19 protein-coding genes are annotated in these 16,854 nt (G+C 73.7%); 11 read left to right on the top strand and 8 right to left on the bottom strand.

What is annotated here, in order from left to right; translation table 11 throughout:
- Window positions 1–15: 15 nt before the first annotated feature.
- From ACZ6R9_RS11895 to ACZ6R9_RS11885, 3 genes are all read right to left on the bottom strand, one after another.
- Entirely contained in the window at window positions 16–930 is a 915-nt protein-coding gene (locus ACZ6R9_RS11895) for a hypothetical protein (protein ID WP_380483902.1), read from the bottom strand.
- Window positions 924–1,523, bottom strand: a complete 600-nt coding sequence (locus tag ACZ6R9_RS11890) for a hypothetical protein (protein WP_465538067.1) — start codon at window positions 1,521–1,523, stop codon at window positions 924–926. Before ACZ6R9_RS11890 ends, ACZ6R9_RS11895 begins: the two co-directional genes overlap by 7 nt.
- A 171-nt stretch (window positions 1,524–1,694) precedes the next feature.
- Window positions 1,695–2,531, bottom strand: coding sequence for a hypothetical protein (locus ACZ6R9_RS11885; RefSeq protein ID WP_380483898.1), 837 nt, complete (start codon window positions 2,529–2,531; stop codon window positions 1,695–1,697).
- 164 nt (window positions 2,532–2,695) lie between these two features.
- Here ACZ6R9_RS11885 and ACZ6R9_RS11880 point away from each other — a divergent pair, with 164 nt between their 5' ends.
- From ACZ6R9_RS11880 to ACZ6R9_RS11870, 3 genes are all read left to right on the top strand, one after another.
- Window positions 2,696–3,115, top strand: a complete 420-nt coding sequence (locus ACZ6R9_RS11880) for a pyridoxamine 5'-phosphate oxidase family protein (RefSeq protein WP_465538066.1) — start codon at window positions 2,696–2,698, stop codon at window positions 3,113–3,115.
- A gap of 103 nt (window positions 3,116–3,218) precedes the next feature.
- Window positions 3,219–3,674, top strand: coding sequence for a MaoC family dehydratase (locus ACZ6R9_RS11875; RefSeq protein ID WP_380483894.1), 456 nt, complete (start codon window positions 3,219–3,221; stop codon window positions 3,672–3,674).
- A gap of 388 nt (window positions 3,675–4,062) precedes the next feature.
- Window positions 4,063–5,340 (top strand): MBL fold metallo-hydrolase, encoded by a 1,278-nt coding sequence (locus tag ACZ6R9_RS11870; protein WP_465538260.1) that lies wholly within the window; start codon window positions 4,063–4,065, stop codon window positions 5,338–5,340.
- A 32-nt stretch (window positions 5,341–5,372) separates the two neighbouring features.
- Here ACZ6R9_RS11870 and ACZ6R9_RS11865 read toward each other — a convergent pair whose 3' ends face one another.
- The 3 genes from ACZ6R9_RS11865 to ACZ6R9_RS11855 all read right to left on the bottom strand — a co-directional run bounded on the left by ACZ6R9_RS11865 (window position 5,373) and on the right by ACZ6R9_RS11855 (window position 6,601).
- Window positions 5,373–5,726 carry a hypothetical protein gene (locus tag ACZ6R9_RS11865; RefSeq protein WP_380483892.1) on the bottom strand — a complete coding sequence of 118 codons (354 nt, stop codon included), beginning with the start codon at window positions 5,724–5,726 and terminating at the stop codon, window positions 5,373–5,375.
- Window positions 5,727–5,775: 49 nt separating this feature from the next.
- Complete coding sequence (locus ACZ6R9_RS11860; RefSeq protein ID WP_380483890.1) at window positions 5,776–6,309, bottom strand: TetR/AcrR family transcriptional regulator; 534 nt, start codon at window positions 6,307–6,309, stop codon at window positions 5,776–5,778.
- 121 nt (window positions 6,310–6,430) lie between these two features.
- Complete coding sequence (locus ACZ6R9_RS11855) at window positions 6,431–6,601, bottom strand: hypothetical protein (RefSeq protein ID WP_465538065.1); 171 nt, start codon at window positions 6,599–6,601, stop codon at window positions 6,431–6,433.
- A gap of 846 nt (window positions 6,602–7,447) precedes the next feature.
- On the opposite strand from ACZ6R9_RS11855, the gene ACZ6R9_RS11850 reads away from it, so the two are divergent.
- The 6 genes from ACZ6R9_RS11850 (at window position 7,448) to ACZ6R9_RS11825 (ending at window position 13,051) form a co-directional block, all read left to right on the top strand.
- Window positions 7,448–8,383, top strand: a complete 936-nt coding sequence (locus tag ACZ6R9_RS11850; RefSeq protein ID WP_465538064.1) for an acyl-CoA thioesterase — start codon at window positions 7,448–7,450, stop codon at window positions 8,381–8,383.
- 166 nt (window positions 8,384–8,549) lie between these two features.
- The gene (locus tag ACZ6R9_RS11845) at window positions 8,550–9,170 is read left to right on the top strand and encodes a TetR/AcrR family transcriptional regulator (protein WP_380483885.1); all 621 of its coding nucleotides are present in this window, start codon (window positions 8,550–8,552) and stop codon (window positions 9,168–9,170) included.
- A gap of 168 nt (window positions 9,171–9,338) precedes the next feature.
- Window positions 9,339–11,030: a BCCT family transporter gene (locus ACZ6R9_RS11840; RefSeq protein ID WP_465538063.1), complete on the top strand. Its 1,692-nt coding sequence runs from the start codon at window positions 9,339–9,341 to the stop codon at window positions 11,028–11,030.
- A gap of 402 nt (window positions 11,031–11,432) precedes the next feature.
- Complete coding sequence (locus ACZ6R9_RS11835; RefSeq protein ID WP_380483881.1) at window positions 11,433–12,542, top strand: hypothetical protein; 1,110 nt, start codon at window positions 11,433–11,435, stop codon at window positions 12,540–12,542.
- Window positions 12,543–12,574: 32 nt separating this feature from the next.
- Window positions 12,575–12,751, top strand: coding sequence for a hypothetical protein (locus ACZ6R9_RS11830; protein ID WP_380483879.1), 177 nt, complete (start codon window positions 12,575–12,577; stop codon window positions 12,749–12,751).
- 87 nt (window positions 12,752–12,838) lie between these two features.
- Window positions 12,839–13,051, top strand: a complete 213-nt coding sequence (locus tag ACZ6R9_RS11825) for a cold-shock protein (protein WP_380483877.1) — start codon at window positions 12,839–12,841, stop codon at window positions 13,049–13,051.
- Between the two features lie 4 nt (window positions 13,052–13,055).
- Here ACZ6R9_RS11825 and ACZ6R9_RS11820 read toward each other — a convergent pair whose 3' ends face one another.
- The gene (locus ACZ6R9_RS11820) at window positions 13,056–14,438 is read right to left on the bottom strand and encodes a DUF2398 family protein (RefSeq protein WP_465538062.1); all 1,383 of its coding nucleotides are present in this window, start codon (window positions 14,436–14,438) and stop codon (window positions 13,056–13,058) included.
- 89 nt (window positions 14,439–14,527) lie between these two features.
- Between ACZ6R9_RS11820 and ACZ6R9_RS11815 the strand changes: the two genes are divergently transcribed.
- Together ACZ6R9_RS11815 and ACZ6R9_RS11810 are read left to right on the top strand one after the other, a co-directional pair.
- On the top strand, window positions 14,528–15,403 hold the full coding sequence (locus ACZ6R9_RS11815; RefSeq protein ID WP_465538061.1) for a sterol desaturase family protein: 876 nt from the start codon (window positions 14,528–14,530) through the stop codon (window positions 15,401–15,403).
- Entirely contained in the window at window positions 15,400–16,089 is a 690-nt protein-coding gene (locus tag ACZ6R9_RS11810; protein WP_380483872.1) for a lysoplasmalogenase, read from the top strand. The genes ACZ6R9_RS11815 and ACZ6R9_RS11810 overlap by 4 nt, the downstream gene beginning before the upstream one ends.
- Window positions 16,090–16,153: 64 nt before the next feature.
- Here the strand turns inward: ACZ6R9_RS11810 and ACZ6R9_RS11805 are convergent, their stop codons facing one another.
- On the bottom strand, window positions 16,154–16,774 hold the full coding sequence (locus ACZ6R9_RS11805) for a hypothetical protein (RefSeq protein WP_465538060.1): 621 nt from the start codon (window positions 16,772–16,774) through the stop codon (window positions 16,154–16,156).
- Window positions 16,775–16,854 lie beyond the last annotated feature (80 nt).

The raw sequence follows: 16,854 nt of genomic DNA, 5'->3' as shown, positions 1-16,854 counted from the left end.
GGGCTGTCGGCCCGGTCAGTTCAGTACCTGGACCTCGTTGACCGGGATCTGCAGCGTCAGGCCGGGGAATTCGCTGCGCCAGGTGAAGTCCGCCATGTCGATGTCGGCGTTGTTCGAGGTCTTGGCGGTGACCCGCCACAGCAGCGCGACCCGCAGGGTGTAGACGTGGTCCTTCATGCCGGCCGAGCTGCTCGCGAAGATGTGGCTGCAGCTGGGGCTCTGCCCGGCGGCGAACGGGGTTCCGGGGTCGGCGCAGGTGAACTCGCGGGAGCGGGCGCCGGCGGGGCCGTCGTCGACCGACCAGACGACCTGCTTGAGGGTCACCGTGGTGGTCACGTCGTAGCCGGGCCCGGCGATGGTGTGGCTGATCGGGCCGGCGGACTGCGGCGTGGCGTCGAACCAGAACCACACCGGGGAGCCGACCACGGCGTCGGTCTTCGGGGCGGCGTGCAGCACGGGGCGGGCGACCTTGATCTGGTCGAGTGCGTCGAAGGCGAGCTGCCGGGGCGTCGGGGGCTTCATCGGGCCGGGGGGCTGGGCGAGGAAGACCTGGCCGGGCCCTTCGATGCCGAGGCAGGACCGGTCGTAGATCGCGCCGTCCTTGCTGGTCTTGCCGTCCCAGACGTCCTCGTTCTCCAGCGGCTGCGGCTTCGCCGGCCGGTAGTAGCAGCCGTCCGAGAACCAGCCCAGGTCGTCGAGCCAGCACGGCACCTTTTCGCCGTTCCAGCTGCACGTGTCCGACCCGGAGTCCCCTCCGCCGCCGCCCGACCCGCCGCCGGAGCCGCCCGTGCTGCCGGGCTCGTGGACGCCCGTGCAGATGATGTCGTCGGCGCAGGGCGTCACGTCGGCGCTCGCCGACGGGACGAACGCGACCGTCAGTCCGATTCCGGTCAGTGCACAAATTGCGGCGCGCCAGGCGGAGTTCAGCATGTCTTGGTCACCTCACGGGTGAAGTCGGCGATCAGCCAGCGGTTTCCGTATCTCTTCAGGACAGCGGTCGCGGGGTAGCGGGTCAGCCGCTGTTGCGGATCCTTGATCTGCTTGGTGCCGGCGTCCGCCTGGTGCCAGCCGCTGACGTCGAGGCAGTCCTCGATCGTCGCGGTGGGCGGACTCGCCTGCAGGTCCATGCTTCTGACGACAGGCGAGGTCCTGGGCCGGCCGGTCATGACGAGCTTGGCGTCGTGGAGTTGGGTGAGTGAGAGCAGCGCCTCGCTGAGCGCCGGTCCGGTGGCGTACTGGCCGAGCGCCGTTCCGTCCGAATTCGATCGTTCGAACACCGCGATCCGGACGTCCCACCAGGCCTGATAGGCCGTCACCGCGCTGTGTGCCTCCAGCCCTTGGTCGCCCTGGTCGGGTACGGGGCTGCGGCTGGGGTCGGTTTGGGCGGTGGCGGAGCTGGTGGCGCGGGGAAGGCCGGAGGCGGGGGTGCCGAGGCGGTCGGCGGAGCCCTTTTCGGTGGCGCCGCACGCCGTGACGGCCGTCAGCAGGAATGGCAGAAGCAGCCCGCTGATCCCAACTCCCATAGGGCGCACCGGAATTCCGCGCTGCCGCATAGCCCCACCTTGTCGCGGCCGAACTGTGGTGGGTCCGGGCCGCCGATCTCGTCTGCCGTCCCCTGTGGTGATTCCGGGTGGCTCGGAGGTCGATTCTTCGCCAACCCACCCCGGCACGGCAACACCCGGGGCGTCCTGACCTTACGCGGAAGGCGGATCCGTTGGGGCACTTTCTCGCCACAGAACCGCCAAAAGTTCATCGGAAAGCGGCAGTCCGGCGAGCGCTCCCCGCACAGCGGCCCGGTTGCGCATCAGGAGTCTCCCTCCGTCACGGGGTACCAGCAGTCTGGCCTCGCCCGCGGAGGCCGGTTCGCCCCAGCCGAGTTGGCCCTCGATGGCGGGTTGGAGGTCGAGCGGGCCGACGGCGGCGGGCGCGCCGGGCACGCCGTACTCCAGCACCCGGCCGAGCGCCCAGCTGAACGAGCCCTCCGCGCCGGGCAGTACGCCGTCACGCCCCCGCCGCCCGGCGCTCCAGCGCCCGATCCGGCCCCACAGCGGCACCCGGGAGTGGCCGAGCAGTTCGCCCGCGCCGTCCTCGCGCAGCAGCGCGGCCCAGGTGTCGCGGTCGGCGACCGCGTCCACGATCAGGAGGGTCTCCTCCTGTTCTCCGTGCACCATGGCGCTGGTGATCCAGTCCCAGGCGAGGCCGCGCCGGTAGGCGTTGTCGGGGGTGGAGCCGGCGGTGACCAGCGCGACCCGGCGCCCGCGCGGGTCGGCGATCAGCTGGCCGAGCAGGCACACCACCAGCCAGCGGGCCGGGCGCTGGGCGGCCTGGCGCAGGGCGGTGAGCAGGGTGTTGGCGTCGCCGTCGGCCGGCGGCCGGGTGACGGTGCTGCCGCGGGTGCCGGCGTCGAAGGTGCGGCCGGGCAGGGCGGCGGCGAGGGTGCGGGCGCCGTCGGCGGCGCGGGCGGAGCCGCCGTGGCCGCGTTCGGGGCCGCCGTCCGCGCCGATCACCACCAGTTCGATGCCACCGCTCACCGTGTACCCCCTCGCCTGCCATTTTCGGCCACCAGTGAGTGCTGCGGCCGGAGCCAAGGTATCGCCGAGCGGTGTCGGCGCGGAACCAAATAGGCCCGATGAGCCCCAGCTCAGGGACCATGGGCCCTGTTCGTGGGCGGTACGGGCGGGGCATCATCGGCCTCATGGACCGTGACGACCGGGTGGAGACCCTGAGCGAGGCCGAGTGCCTGCGCCTGCTCGGCGCCGTGCCGTTGGGACGGGTGGTGTACACCGAGCACGCGCTGCCGGCGGTGCTGCCCGTGGCCTTCCGGCTGGCCGAGGACGGCCGGGTGATCCTGGCGCTGCGCACCGGCACCCGGGTGGCGCGGGCCCTGGACGGGACGGTGGCGGCGTTCCAGGTGGACGATTTCGACCCGGAGAGTCGCTGCGGCTGGAGCGTGCTGGTGCACGGGCGCGCCGAGGTGGTGCGCGACGCGGAGGAACGCGCCGCACTGGAGTCGGACGGTCTGCGCCCGTGGATCCCGGAGCCGGGCCCGGAGTACGTGGCGATCACCCCGGAGCTGGTCTCCGGCCGCCGCCTGGTGCCCGACCTCGCGCTCTGACCGCACGGCCGGACCCCACTGACAGGTGACCGGCGAGTAGGCATACTCTGCGGGGCGGCCCGGACGGGCCGTCCCCTGCCCCGTCGCACCTGTGGAGCGCCCCGTGACGACCTTCGCCTCGCTCGCCGACCTGACCGCCGCCGTCGGTACCGAACTCGGTACCAGCGCCTGGCACACCGTCGACCAGGAGCGGGTGAACCTGTTCGCGGAGGCGACCGGCGACCACCAGTGGATCCATGTGGACCCGGAGCGCGCCAAGGACTCGCCGTTCGGCGGGACGATCGCGCACGGCTACCTGACGCTGTCGCTGCTGCCGGTGCTGGCGAAGGAGTGCTACGCGGTGGAGAACATCGCGATGGCTCTCAACTACGGCTCGGACAAGGTCCGTTTCCCGGCCCCGCTGCCGGTGGGCACGGCGGTCCGGGCGACGGCGGTGCTGGTGTCGGCCGACGAGGTGCCGGGCGGGGTGCAGGCGGTGGTCCGCTTCACCATCTCCAGTGAGGCGAGCACCAAGCCGCACTGCGTCGCGGAGACCATCACCCGCTTCTACCCGGCCTGATCAGCGCCTTACCGCACTTCTCCGACGGACCGCCCCGCCTGCCGGGACGGTCCGTTCCCATGCCCCCCCGACCGGCGCGCCGCCGACCCGTTCGGCTGGTTGCGTCCGGTTTGCGACGGTAATGTCCAGATTCGACACGCGTTGTCCCCGCCGGGGTCCCCGGCCGTCCGGACGGCGCCGTCCGGCCTGCCGTCGACCCGTCCGGGGCACCACCCGCGCCCCATCCCGTCCCGGCAGCGCCCCCGTTCAACTGCTCGACCGTGGAGGTGCCTTGTCCCGTCCCGTCTCCTGGCTGTTCCGCGCCGGCGAGCTGGCCGCCGAGGCCGGGCTCGCCCTGCGCGACGCGAAGCGCTCGTACCGGACGCTGCCCCGGGAGAGCTGGCACCGGATGCGCACCGAGGCGTTCGGCGCCGACCCGCAGGGCGGCCGCTGGCACCAGGTGCGCAACTCACCGCATTTCGTGGACGGTTCGTTCCGCAACCCGGTCCCGACCCGCCGGCTCAGGTACGCGCACACCCCGCTCGCGCTGATGCGCACCAAGCTGGCGGCGGACGGCGGCCGCCGCAGCCCGGCCGCCGCGGTACCGGTGCACCGGCTGCTGCCCGTCGAACTGGCCACCCCGCCCGCGTCCGGCCTGCGCCTGACCTGGCTCGGCCACGCCACCGTCCTGGCCGAACTGGACGGCGTACGGGTGCTGTTCGACCCGGTGTGGAGCGAACGCGTCTCGCCCTTCGGCTGGATCGGCCCCAAGCGGCTGCACCCGGTGCCCCTGCCGCTGGCCGAACTCGGGCCGGTGGACGTGGTGGTGATCTCGCACGACCACTACGACCACCTGGACATGACCACCATCCGCACCCTGGCCGCCGGTGACGCGGTGTTCGCGGTGCCGCTGGGCATCGGCGCGCACCTGGAGCACTGGGGTGTCGAGCCGTACCGGATCGTCGACCTCGACTGGTGGGAGTCCGCCGAACTGGACGGCCTGCGGCTGACGGCCACCCCCGCCCGCCACTACTGCTCGCGCGGCCCGCGCCCCAGCGGCAAGTTCCTCTGGTCGTCCTGGGTGGTGGAGGGCAAGCGGCACCGGCTCTTCCACAGCGGCGACACCGGCTGGTTCCCGGGCTTCGCCGACATCGGCCACCGATTCGGGCCGTTCGACGCCACCATGCTGCAGGTCGGCGCGTACTCCGAGCACTGGCCGGAGGTCCACCTGACGCCCGAGGAGGCGGTGCAGGCGCACCGCGACCTGGGCGGCCAGGTGCTGCTCCCGATGCACTGGGGCACCTTCGACCTCGCCCCGCACCCCTGGGAGGAGCCCGCCGAACGCACGCTGGCCGCCGCGCACGCCGCCGGCGTCACGTTGGTCGTCCCCCGCCCCGGCAAGCCCTTCGAACCGGCCGACCCGCCGCCCGTCAAGCTCTGGTGGCGCGCCGTCGCGGCCACCCCGTCCGGCGCCGACGTCCTCGCCCCCGAGGGCCTCACCCCGCCCACCACCGCCGCCCCGGACACCCCGGCGGTCCTCGCCCCCACTCCGCGCCCGGACGCACCGCTGGCCGAGGCCAGGCCCGCCGCGAAACCTGCCGTCAGGCCCCGCACCTCCGGGCCCCGCGCCGCCAGGTCCGCACCGCCTCCCGGCGGCCCGGACAGCGGCGAGGTCCCACTCTTCTGAAACCGGCTCGCTCTTCCGAACCCGACCCGCGCTCAGTGCCGCAGCGCGCCCTCGATCAGGGCCACTGCGGCCCTCGGGTCCTCCACCTCGACGATCACCCGGGCGTACTGCTCGTCGGCGAGTTCGATCACCACGGCCTTCGCCGGATTCTTCACGTCCCAGAACACCAGCTCGCCGTGGCGGCGGAACCGCCCGGCCGTGATCAGCCCCGGCCACTGGGTGCCGCCGACCTTGAGCCCCTTGGGCTCCGCGGCGACTCCGGGGTCCGCAGTCGCCCCGCGAACATTGGCGAGCGGTATCTCGATCCGGCTCTTGATCGCCCAGAGCTTGTCCAGGCCCTCGATCTCCACGATCAGCGTTCCGTTGTCGACAGCCACCTTGGCCATGTCGGTGAACCCTCCCTCGTACGGTGAGAAACAGTGATGTGACGGCCGGTCAGCCGACCAGCCGGTCGGTCAGCGCACGGACCGCCAGTGCGGACGACCCCGGCCCGAGCGCCCGGTCGCGCAACCGCAGCCCGAGAACGCTCGCACCCAGCGCGCCGACCAGCGGACTGTCGGCGGGCTCGCCGAGCACCACCGCGAGCGCCCGTTCGAGCGCGTGCAGGGCCTCGGCCACCAACGCCGCGACGTCCGGATCCTCCGGGGCCTGCTCGACCGCCGCAGACAACAACAACCCGGCCGCCGCCCCGCCGTCGAACCCGCCCGCCGCCTGCCCGAGAGCCGCCGCCGGCCCACCGGCGACGGTCAGCGCGGCCACGGTCGGCAGCACCTCGTCCTGCAAGTGGTGCCGCAGCGCAGCCAGGTAGAGCCCGCGCTTGCTGCCGAACACCTTGTACAAACTGCCCCGGTGCACACCGAGCCGCTGCACCAGATCGTCGACCGAGGTGCCCTCGTACCCGCGCTCGGCAAACAACACCGCCGCCGCCCGAACCGCCTCGGCCTCGTCGAAGGCCCGTGGTCTTCCCATGGCCACGACCCTAAGGATTCGAGAACGCCCAGTCAAGAACGACCGTTCCAAAACGCTGCGCGAGCACTCCGGGGCGGCGAAGGGGTGACCGCTGGCGGGATCCCGAGCCCGGCGGTGGTCGTCAGACCTGGCCCCGCAGTCCGACCAGCGCCCGCGCCTCCGCAACCAGCTCGCTGCGCCCACCACTTGCCGCCGCCAGCACCGCCCGGGCCAGCCTCGGCGCGCCCGCGTCGGCCAGTTCGGCACACGTCGCAGCCAGGCGACCCGGCTTGACCGCACCGACCCGCAACAACTCCCCAACCTCCCCCCGAGCAATCCCACCTCGAACGCACCCTGCGCCGCCAACGACAACAGCGCGTCAACGACCGCCGCACAGCCCTCCGCGAAGGCCGCGCCCAGCCCGCAGGCGAGGGCCTGGTGCACGGCGGACCCGGCCGGACCTCCCATCTCGGCAAGCAGCGGAAGCAGTTGGGGATTGCCCCGGACGGGCTCCGAACCGGCCACCGCCGCGCACCAGCCGGGCGAACCCGCGGGCGATCAACTCGCCCCGGTCAATGCCCCGTTCAGCGGCGAGCCGAGCGAGAACGGCGGGCCAGCGCCGAGAATCCGCCTTGGCGGCCCACGGGCCGTAGAGCTGCCCGGCAGTGTCGGCGTCGAAGATCAGCGGAGCGAGGACGGGCATGAAGCTGTCCTGCGCGAGCCGCTCGTACAGGTCGGTGCCCCGGCAACCAGCAGCGCGGTCCAGGCCCCGGCCCGGGAGTGCGTGCCATCGCGCAGCTCCCGCCGCAGGGCCTTCAGCCCGGGCACCTCGCCCCGGCGCTCCTGCGCCGTCAAGACACCGACCAGCCGGGCGACTTCGCCGAAGTCGGCACGGCGTACCGCCACCACCAGGTCCCGCTCCGACCGCGTCACTGCCGCCCCTCCCCGCCGTCATCCGCACCGCCACCATCCGGCTGCACTTCCCCCGATCGCCCCGAGCCGGTGCGGGCGCAGCGCGGAGGGCCTCGGGTACCGGAAGGTGTGGACGGCCGTGGTCATGGGGCGAACGCCAACGATCACCACCGACAGCCGACGCGGCCCCGACGCGGCCCCGACGTGACCCGTTCCACATCCGTCCTGTACTGCAACGTGTTCTAGCATGTGCCGCGTGACCGCTTCCGCCGCTCTGTCGCCAGTTTCCCTACCCGAACCGCCGTCCTTCGTCGATCTGCTCGGCATTGAGGAGCTGGACGAGAACCTGTTCCGGGGCCACTGCCACGCGGGTGCGCCACTGCGCGCGTTCGGTGGGCAGGTGGCGGCGCAGGCGCTGACGGCGGCGGGGCGGACGGTGGAGGCGGCGCGGCGAGTGCACAGCCTGCACGGGTACTTCCTGCGGCCGGGCGATCCGCGGCGGCCGATCGTCTACCAGGTGGACCGGGCCCGGGACGGGAGGTCGTACGCGACGCGGCGGGTGACGGCGGTGCAGCGCGGTGAGGCGATCTTCACCATGGCGGCCTCGTTCAAGCGCCCGGAGGCCTCGGGCGACCGCCAGCGCACCATGCCGCCGGTGCCGGGCCCGGAGGACCTGCCGGACCCGTACCCGGCCTGGCAGCGCGACGCGCCCCAGGAGTACGAACGGTCCGCGATCTTCCACGCCCTGCAGATGCGCTTCGTCCCGGCCGGTGCCCCGGGCCTGCCGCCCGAACTGCCGGGCGTGCCGCAGCAGTTCGTCTGGCTGAGGACGGCTGCCCGGCTCCCGGCGGACGACCCGCTGCTGCAGGTGTGCGCGCTCACCTACCTCTCCGACCTGACGCTGGCGTCCACCACCGCACTGCACCTCCAGCCGCACCCGGTGCACCGGGTGGCGGAATCACGGGTGGCGCTGGCCTCGCTCGACCACGCGATGTGGTTCCACCGGCCGTTCCGCGCCGACGAGTGGCTGCTGTTCGCACAGCGCAGCCCGTCGGCGGCGGACGGGCGGGGGCTGGCGATGGGCGAGTTCTACGACCGCGACGGGGCGCTGGTGGCGTCAGCCGTCCAGGAGACACTGCTGCGCGAGCTGCCCGCCAAACCCCAAGCCCCGTCGCCCCGCTGACCCCGCTGACCCCATCGTCCCGCTGACCCCGCCGGCCCCGCTGACCCCATCGCCCCGCTGACCCCGCCGGCCCCGTCGGCCCTGCCGCCCCCGGTGATCAACCGTCACTGAGCGGTGACCTGTCGCGTCATACCGCGGCAAGGGCCCGCCCCCTATCATGGTTCGGGTGACCAAGGTTGACCTGTCACCTCGTCCGGTGGAGGCGATGTCCCCCCGTCAGCTCGAACGCCGCGGCTCCCTCCTGTCCGCCGCCCTGGCTCTGGTGACCGAGATCGGCGTGGAGCGGCTCCAGATGAAGCAGGTGTCGGAGCGTTCGGGGGTGGCTCTCGGCACCGCCTACCGCTACTTCTCGTCCAAGGACCACCTGTTGGCCGCCGCGATGGCGGACTGGCACCGTCTGCTGCTCGCCGACCTGGTGGGCGAGGTGGGGGCGGCGCGCAGCGCCTCGCCGACCGAGCGGGCGGTGCGGTTCGTGCGCCGGGGGATGCGGGCGTACCAGCGGCAGCCCGAACTGGCCCGGCTGCGGGTGGCGGTGGCGACGTCCACCGATCCGTTCGCCAGTGAGGCCTTGCAGGGGCTGGCCCGGGCGGACCGGGCGGCGCTGGGCGCGGTGCTGCCGGAGGTTCCGCCGGCTTCCGCGGAGTTGGTGCGGCACATGGTGGGGCACGCCTGGCAGGGCGAGTTGACGGCCTGGGTGACGGGCCGGTCCACCCTGGACGACGCCCGCACCCGGCTGGAGGAGATGGTCCGCCTGGTGCTGGCGCCGTACGAGCCACCGACCGTCTGACGCCACCGCCCGCCCGGCGCCACCGACCGTCTGACGCCACCGCCCCCCGGCGCCACCGACCGCCCGACGCCACCGGCTGCCTGACGCCATCGCCCGACGCCCGGCACCCCTGCCGGCTCTCGGCGTGCCGCCCCCGGCGGTCGGACGTTTGTGGACATAGTGCCTCGTATGCCCACGCCTTCGGAGCCGCCGCCGGATCGTCAGCCGTCGCCGGACCGTCCGTCCTCGCCGAATCGTCAGTTCTCGCCGGACGGCCGGTCCGCGCCGCCGGACGCCTTCCCCGTGGACCGGGTGGTGTTCGGCATCGGCGCGGCCGCCGTACTGGGGGTGGTCGCCTGGGGGGTGTTCGCGAAGGACTCGCTGGGCCGGACGTCCAGCACCGCGCTGTCCTGGGTGCTGCACTCCTTCGGCTGGCTGTTCGTGGTGGCCGCGGACGTGTTCCTGGTGCTGGCGGTGGTGATCGCGGTGAGCCGCTTCGGCCGGGTGCCGCTGGGGCGGGACGGCGAGCGGCCGGAGTTCTCCACGCTGGCCTGGGTGGCGATGATGTTCAGCGCCGGCATGGGCATCGGCCTGCTGTTCTACGGCGTCGGCGAGCCGCTCCAGTTGTACGCGCAGCCGCAGCCGGGTTCGGACATCGCGCCGCAGACGCCGGCGGCGGCGCAGCGGGCGCTGGAGTTCTCGCTGTTCCACTGGACGCTGCACCCGTGGGCGATCTACGCGGTGGGCGGCCTGGCGCTGGCGTACACCACGTTCCGCAAGGGCCGGGGCAACCGGATGTCGGAGGCGTTCGTGCCGCTGCTGGGCGAGCGCCGGGCGCGCGGCTGGGCGGGGCGGTCGATCGACCTGCTGGCGGTGTTCGCGACGGTGTTCGGCTCGGCGACGAGTCTGGGCCTGGGCGCGATCCAGGTGGCGGGCGGTCTGGGGTACGTGACGGACATCCGGGCCACCCAGGGCGTGGAGTTGGTGGTCATCGCGGCGCTCGGCGGCGCCTTCGTGCTGTCGGCGATGTCGGGTGTGCACCGGGGCGTGAAGTGGCTGTCCACCACCAGCGTGGTGCTGGCGGCGGCGCTGATGGCCTTCGTGTTCGTGGTCGGCCCGACGGTGTTCGTGCTGGACGCGCTGCCGTCCACGGTCGGCGGCTATCTGTCGGACCTGGCGGTGCTGGCCACCCAGACGGGGGCGTTCACCAATGAGGACTGGCTGGGCTCCTGGACGATCTTCTACTGGGCGTGGTGGCTGTCCTGGGCGCCGTTCGTCGGCACGTTCATCGCCCGGATCTCGCGCGGCCGGACGGTGCGTCAGTTCCTGGTCGGGGTGCTGCTGGTGCCGAGCGGCGCGACCACGGTGTGGTTCGTGGTGATGGGCGCCTCGGCGATCCGCCTGCAGTCCACCGGTGCGGCCGACCTGGTGGCGACCATTCCGCGCGGCGCGGACGCCGGGCTGTTCGAGATGCTGAAGGCGCTGCCACTGGGCTCGCTGACCTCGGTGATCGCGGTACTGCTGGTGATGCTGTACTTCGTCACGTCCGCCGACTCGGCGTCGCTGGTGCTGGGTTCGCTCTCCTCGGGTGGCTCGCTGCACCCGCGGACCTGGCTGGTGGTGGTGTGGGGGGCGCTGATGGCGGCGGTGGCGGCGGCGCTGCTGCTGGCGGGCGGGCTGACGGCGCTGCAGAACGCGACGATCCTGGTGGCGCTGCCGTTCGTGCTGGTGATGCTGGCGCTGTGCGTGGCGCTGGTGCGCGAGCTGCGCACCGACCCGGCGGCGGGGCCCCCGCGGGCGCATGCCGCGCACGGGCTGCGCGAGGCGGTCGGCACGGCCGTCGGCGAGGAATACCACGGGCGGTCTCGCCCGCAGGAGTGAAACGGCCGCGCCGCGAGCTCCCGGCCGTGCGGCCCGGGCCCCGTGCGGCGTCTGGGCGGGGCGGCAACTCGCCTGCCTTTACCAAGAGTTCGTAATGTTCGGGGCCGCCCCCTGAGGGTGGCAAGGTGGGCCGGGTCGGACTCCACGCCGAGCGGCGGCCGGGCGGCCGTCATCCGCCCGCGCCCGCCGGAGCCGGTCCGACAGTCCGCCGGCCCGCCGCAACGGCCGGTCCTTCCTCCTCCCGCGCCGCCCGAAAGCCCGACCCCCGATGCACCCACCACCCTGACCACCACCTGACCACCTGACCACCTGACCACCTGACCACCTGCCCGCCTCTGCCGCACCGGGCCCGCCGTCCGCGCCCACTGATCCCCCTCGCGCCCGTCCGAAAGCCCCGCCCCCATGCGCCCGTTCTGCACCGCCCTCGACCGCGCCCTGCGCCGCCGTCTCGCCACCGCCACCCTCGCCGCCTGCCTGCTCGGCGCCCTGCTGCCGGACCCGGCGGGGGCGATCCGGCACTGCCGGGCGGACGGGGTGACGGTGCCGATGCTGATGCTGCTGGCGGCGATGTTCATCGGCGGGTTCGAGACCCGCGCGGCGGACGTCGGCCGGGCGCTGCTGCGGCCGGGGCTGCTGCTGGCGGGTCTGGGGGTGGCGCTGGTGCTGCGGGCGGTGGTGCTGCTCGGCGCGGAGCGGGCCGCCGCCGGCTGCTGGCCGGACGTCGGGGAGGCGCGCTGGCTGGTGGTCGGGCTGGCGGTGACCGCCGCGATGCCGGTGGCGGGCGCCGCGCAGACCTGGGGCGCCCGGGTCGGCGGGGACGCACCGCTCGGACTCGGCCTGGTCCTGTCCACCACGCTGCTCAGCCCGCTCACCACCCCGCTCGGCCTGGCCCTCGCCGAGGGCCCGGAGAGCGGCGGCCCGCGCCGGATCCTCGACACGCTCGCCCACTCCGACGCCACCTGCCGGTTCATGGCCCTGTGGGTGGCGCTGCCCTGCCTGGCCGGTCTGCTCGCCCGCCGCATCACCCGCCGCCCGCTGCGCGGCCGCCTGCGCGCCGCGCTGCTGCCCCGGCTTCGGCTGGCGGGCCTGCTGATCGCGCTCGCCCTCACCTACCTGAACGCGGCCGGCGTGGCCCGGGAGATCGAGCTGCGGCCGGAGCCCCGGCTGGTCGCGGTCGCCGCCGGGTGCGGCGCGCTGGTCTGCGCGGGGCCGTTCCTGGCGGGCTGGCTGGCCGTCCGCCGCTCCCCCACCGCGCCGGCCGCCCGCACCACACTCACCCTCGCCTCCGGGCTGAACAACACCAGCGCGGCGGCCGCCCTGGCCGGCACCCAGTTCGGCGCTCACCCCGCCGTACTGCTGCCGATCTTCTTCTACGGCGCGGCCCAGCAGGTGCTGGCCTCCTTCCTGCCGCGCCTGCTGCGTACCCCACGTATCACCCGCCCGACCTGCGGCGATGCCGTCATGGAGGTTCCGATGCCAAGATCCCGTCGGGATTTCACCCGCGTTTCGTGACCGCGTAACGCCAAGCTGTCAGGCTCCCTGCCATGAACGCCCGCACTGCCGCGTCCGCCTCGGGTCCGCGCTTCCCCCTGCCCAAGCGCCACCGCCGGATGCTCGCCTGCGCCGCCGTCGCGGCCTCCGTCGCCCTGGGTTCCTTCGGCGTCGCCGCCACCGTGGAGACCGTCCGCCAGGGCCATGCCGTGAGCGCCGCACAGCGCTGACACTGGGCCGAACGAGTGGTGGGCCCCCGGGCCGCGTCCGATACTGAGGGCGACACTGAGGGCGACCGGCCCGAAGGGAGTCCTGCCATGGAGACCGGCACTGTGCGCTGGTTCGACATCCACCACGCCTACGGCTACATCGCCCCGGACGCCGGCGGCCCCGACGTCGCCGTCTACTACGACTCCGTCCTCGCCCCCGAGGACAACCGCTTCCTCCACGAGGGTCAGCGCGTCCAGTACGACAGCACGATCCAGGAATTCCGCCCGGTCGCCGAACACGTCCGCCCGCTGACGCCCTGACCGGCTAGACCGCCTGCCGGTCGCGGCCCTTCGCCGGGCGGGAGTGGCGGCCGGAGCCCTCGGCGGGCTGGAGTTCGGCGCGGGGGGCGTAGCGGGCGGCGGGGGCCCGGAGCAGCCAGTTGCGGCCGGCGGGGGCGGCGAGGCCCATCCGGTGGAGCAGGTCGAGCGCGTCGCGGCGGAAGGCGGCGAGGTCGGCGAGGTAACCGGCGTCCCAGCCGGCGCTCATGCCGTAGTCGTCGGTGATGTCGCCGAGGGTGCCGTCGATGAGGGCGTCGGGGATGAGGACGGCGGGCGGGGCGCCGTCGGCCTCGACCGGGCGGAGGTCCTCGACCAGGCGTTCGGCGAGGAGCAGCGCGGCCTGGGCGAGGGTGCCGGTGCCGGGGAGGGCGAGGTCGGTGAGTTCGTCGGCGGGGTCGAACAGGGCGATGCCTTCGGCGCGGATCTCGGCGGTGAGGCCGAGTACCTCGGCGAATCGTTCCGTCTCCGTGGGGGCGGCCTCGCGCAGGTGGGCGCGTTCGGCGGGCGCGAGGTCGTCGAGCAGCACGACGGGGGTTTCGGCGAGCAGCCGGCGGACGGTCAATTCGGGCCCGGCGGGTGGCAGTTCGGGTGCGGTGAGCAGGTCCGCGGCAAGTTCGGCGGGCAGCCGCCACTGGTCCAGCAGCGCCCGTACCGGCCCGGGCGGCTGGGACGGTTCCTCGCCGCGGGCGGTCGCGGCGAGCGCGTGGACGAGTGCCGCGTACCCGGCGGGGTCGAGGCCGGGCAGGCCCCGGCCGGGCAGGGCGGCCTTGTGCAGGCGGGCGTGGGCGGGGCCGAGGGTGAGCCGGTAGCCGAGCAGGGTGTGGAAGCGTTCCGCGAGGGTGCCGGCGTGACGGCGGATCAGCGGGAGCGCGGCGCCGTGCGGGCCGTCGGCGGTGACCAGGGGGTGGGCGAGCAGCAGCCGGGCGGCGATGCGCAGTTCGGTGGTGGGGCGTTCGGGTTTGCGATGTCGGCCGCCGCCGGTGGGGCGGGGGTCGGGCAGTGCGGGGGCTTCGCGCCGGATCCGGCGGTAGCCGGGCGGCCGGAACAGCGGCGAGGTGCTGTGGTGGACGCTCGGGCCGTGCCACCAGCTGGTGCCGGGCGCGGGTTCGGCCTGCTGGGGTGCGCCGCCGAGGTGCCGCGCGCCGTGCACGCCGAAGGCGGCGGAGGCCAGCAGCTCGGCCCCGGCGGGTTCGGCGACGGCAAAGCGTTCGGCCAACTTCCGGGCGGAATCGGCGAGTTCGGTTCCGGTACCGGCGTATCCGGGGTACTGCCGTGCCGGGGCCGCAGGCCTGTTCGCCCCGCCCGTGCGTCCGATCCCCGTACCGCCGGTGGCCGCGAGGGCGCCGGTGGCTGCTTCGTGCCGCTCCATGTCGCCCCCAAGCCTAGACGCCGCCGCAAACACTACGCGTCGGTAACTACCTCTTCCGTCGCCCGCCACCGTCCCTTATGGTTCCGGGCATGCCTGACCTACCCAATGTCGTGCTCTGGTCGATACCGGCCTTTGTGCTGCTCACCGTTCTGGAGATCGTGTCCTACCGGTTCCACCCGGACGAGGACGAGCAGGGCTATGCCGCGAAGGACACGGCGACCAGCCTGTCGATGGGCGTGGGCTCGCTGCTGTTCGACGCCGGGTGGAAGATCCCGATCGTGTGGATCTACTCGTTCCTGTACGAGTTGACGCCGCTTCGAGTGCCGGTGCTGTGGTGGACGGTGCCGCTGATGGTGCTCGCCTACGACTTCTTCTACTACTGGTCGCACCGCGGCCACCACGTGATCCGGGTGCTGTGGGCCTGCCACGTGGTGCACCACTCCAGCAAGCACTACAACCTGTCGACGGCGCTGCGTCAGCCGTGGACGTCCGCCACCACCTGGATCTTCTACCTGCCGATGATCCTGGCGGGCGTGCACCCGGCGGCGGTGGCGTTCTGCGGCTCGGTGAACCTGGTGTACCAGTTCTGGATCCACACCGAGCGGATCGGCAAGCTGCCCCGCCCGATCGAGTACGTCTTCAACACCCCGTCCCACCACCGGGTGCACCACGCCTCGCAGGGCGGCTACCTGGACCGCAACTTCGGCGGCATCCTGATCGTCTTCGACCGGTGGTTCGGTTCCTTCGCGGCGGAGGCCGAGCAGCCGGTGTACGGCCTGACCAAGAACATCACCACCTACAATCCGTTGAGGGTCGCCACCCACGAGTACGCGGCGATCGCCCGGGACGTGGCCCGTGCCACCACGTGGGGCGACCGGCTGCGCCACCTGGCGAAGGGCCCGGGCTGGCAGCCCGCGCCGCGTCCCGAGTCCCCCGCCGCCTCACCGGAGAGTGCCACCGCATGAGCCCCGCCCGAGACCCGCGCATCACGCGGGCCCTGCTGATCGCCTTCGTCGTCGTCTCGGTGGCGCACCTGACGGCGATCGCCGTTCACCTGCCGGTCCTGCGGTACTCCACCAAGCCGCTGCTGATGCCGCTGCTGGCGGCCTGGGTGTGGGCGTCGGCGCGGCCCGGCACGCCGAAGCTGCTGATACCGGCGCTGCTGTTCGGCGCGGGCGGGGACATCCTGCTGCAGGTCGGCGGCACCGTCGGGTTCCTGGCGGGCATGGGCTCGTTCGCGGCGGGCCACGCCTGCTACGTGACGATGTTCGTGAAGCTCGGCGCGCTCGCCGACCGCCGCCGCACCGCGATCACCGCGGCCTGCTACGCGGTGGCCTGGGCGACGCTGATCTCGCTGCTGCTGCCCGACCTGGAGGCCGGCATGCGGATCCCGATGGCCTGCTACAGCCTGCTGCTGGCCGCCACCGCGGTGACGTCCTCCCGGATCGACTGGCGGGCGGGCATCGGCGGCGCGCTGTTCCTGCTCTCGGACACCCTGATCGCCACCGACCTGGCGCACTGGAAGCTGCTGCCCGCGCACGGCTTCCTGATCATGCTCACCTACATCGTCGGCCAGTACCTGCTGACCATCGGCACCCTGGGGCGCACCGACGCCGCGCCCGCTCCGCAGACCGCGCCCGTCGCGGCCTGAGCACCCGAGAGGGCGGCTCCCACCTCGCCGGTGGAAGCCGCCCTCGGTCGTACCCGGGGCCCGCTCAGAGCTCCCGGCCGGTGCCCGCCCCGCGCCGGCGCAGCAGCCAGAACCCGGTCACGCCGGCCGCCACCAGCCCGGCCCCGGCGACCAGCCGGCCGGCGTCCATGCCGACCGAGCCGCCCACGCCGGTCTCCACCCCGCCGTGCGGGAGCTGCGCGCCCTCCCACTCGCCGCCGGTGCCGGTGCTGCTGCTGGTGCTGGTGCTGGTGCCGCCACCGGCCGAGGCAGCCGCGATGGCGACCGCGCCGACGAAGCTGTCCCCGTTCGGGCACTTGCCGTCGATGCCCCAGGACGAGTCGTTGCCGGTGGTCCGCTTGGCGGCGGCACCGGCCATCTCCTGCTCGGAGATGACGGTCGCGGTGCCCGAGTACTTGCCATCAGGGCCGACGCTGAGCGTGGTCGAGCCACCGGCGAAGGCCAGCGAGCTCGCGGTGACGGACTTCGTGGAACTGCCGGCGCAGCTCACGCTGACCGAGACGGACTGCCCGGGCTGCGCCTGCGCGGGGCTGACCCAGGCGGGTTGGCTGCCCTTGGCGGACGCGGGGGCGGGGACGACGGTGGCCAGGCCGAACAGGGCGGTGGTGCCGAGCAGGGCGGCGGCGGCGGTGCGCGTCGGGCGCATGCCGTACCTCCAGGGGGTCGGGGTCGGGGGCAGCGGCTGCGTGTCCGTTCCGCTACTCCTGGTCGCCGACCACGCTAGGC

This window comes from Kitasatospora sp. NPDC048662 (assembly GCF_055587065.1).
Note: the sequence above shows the minus strand (reverse complement) of the source record. Positions and strands in the feature narration are given on the sequence as shown.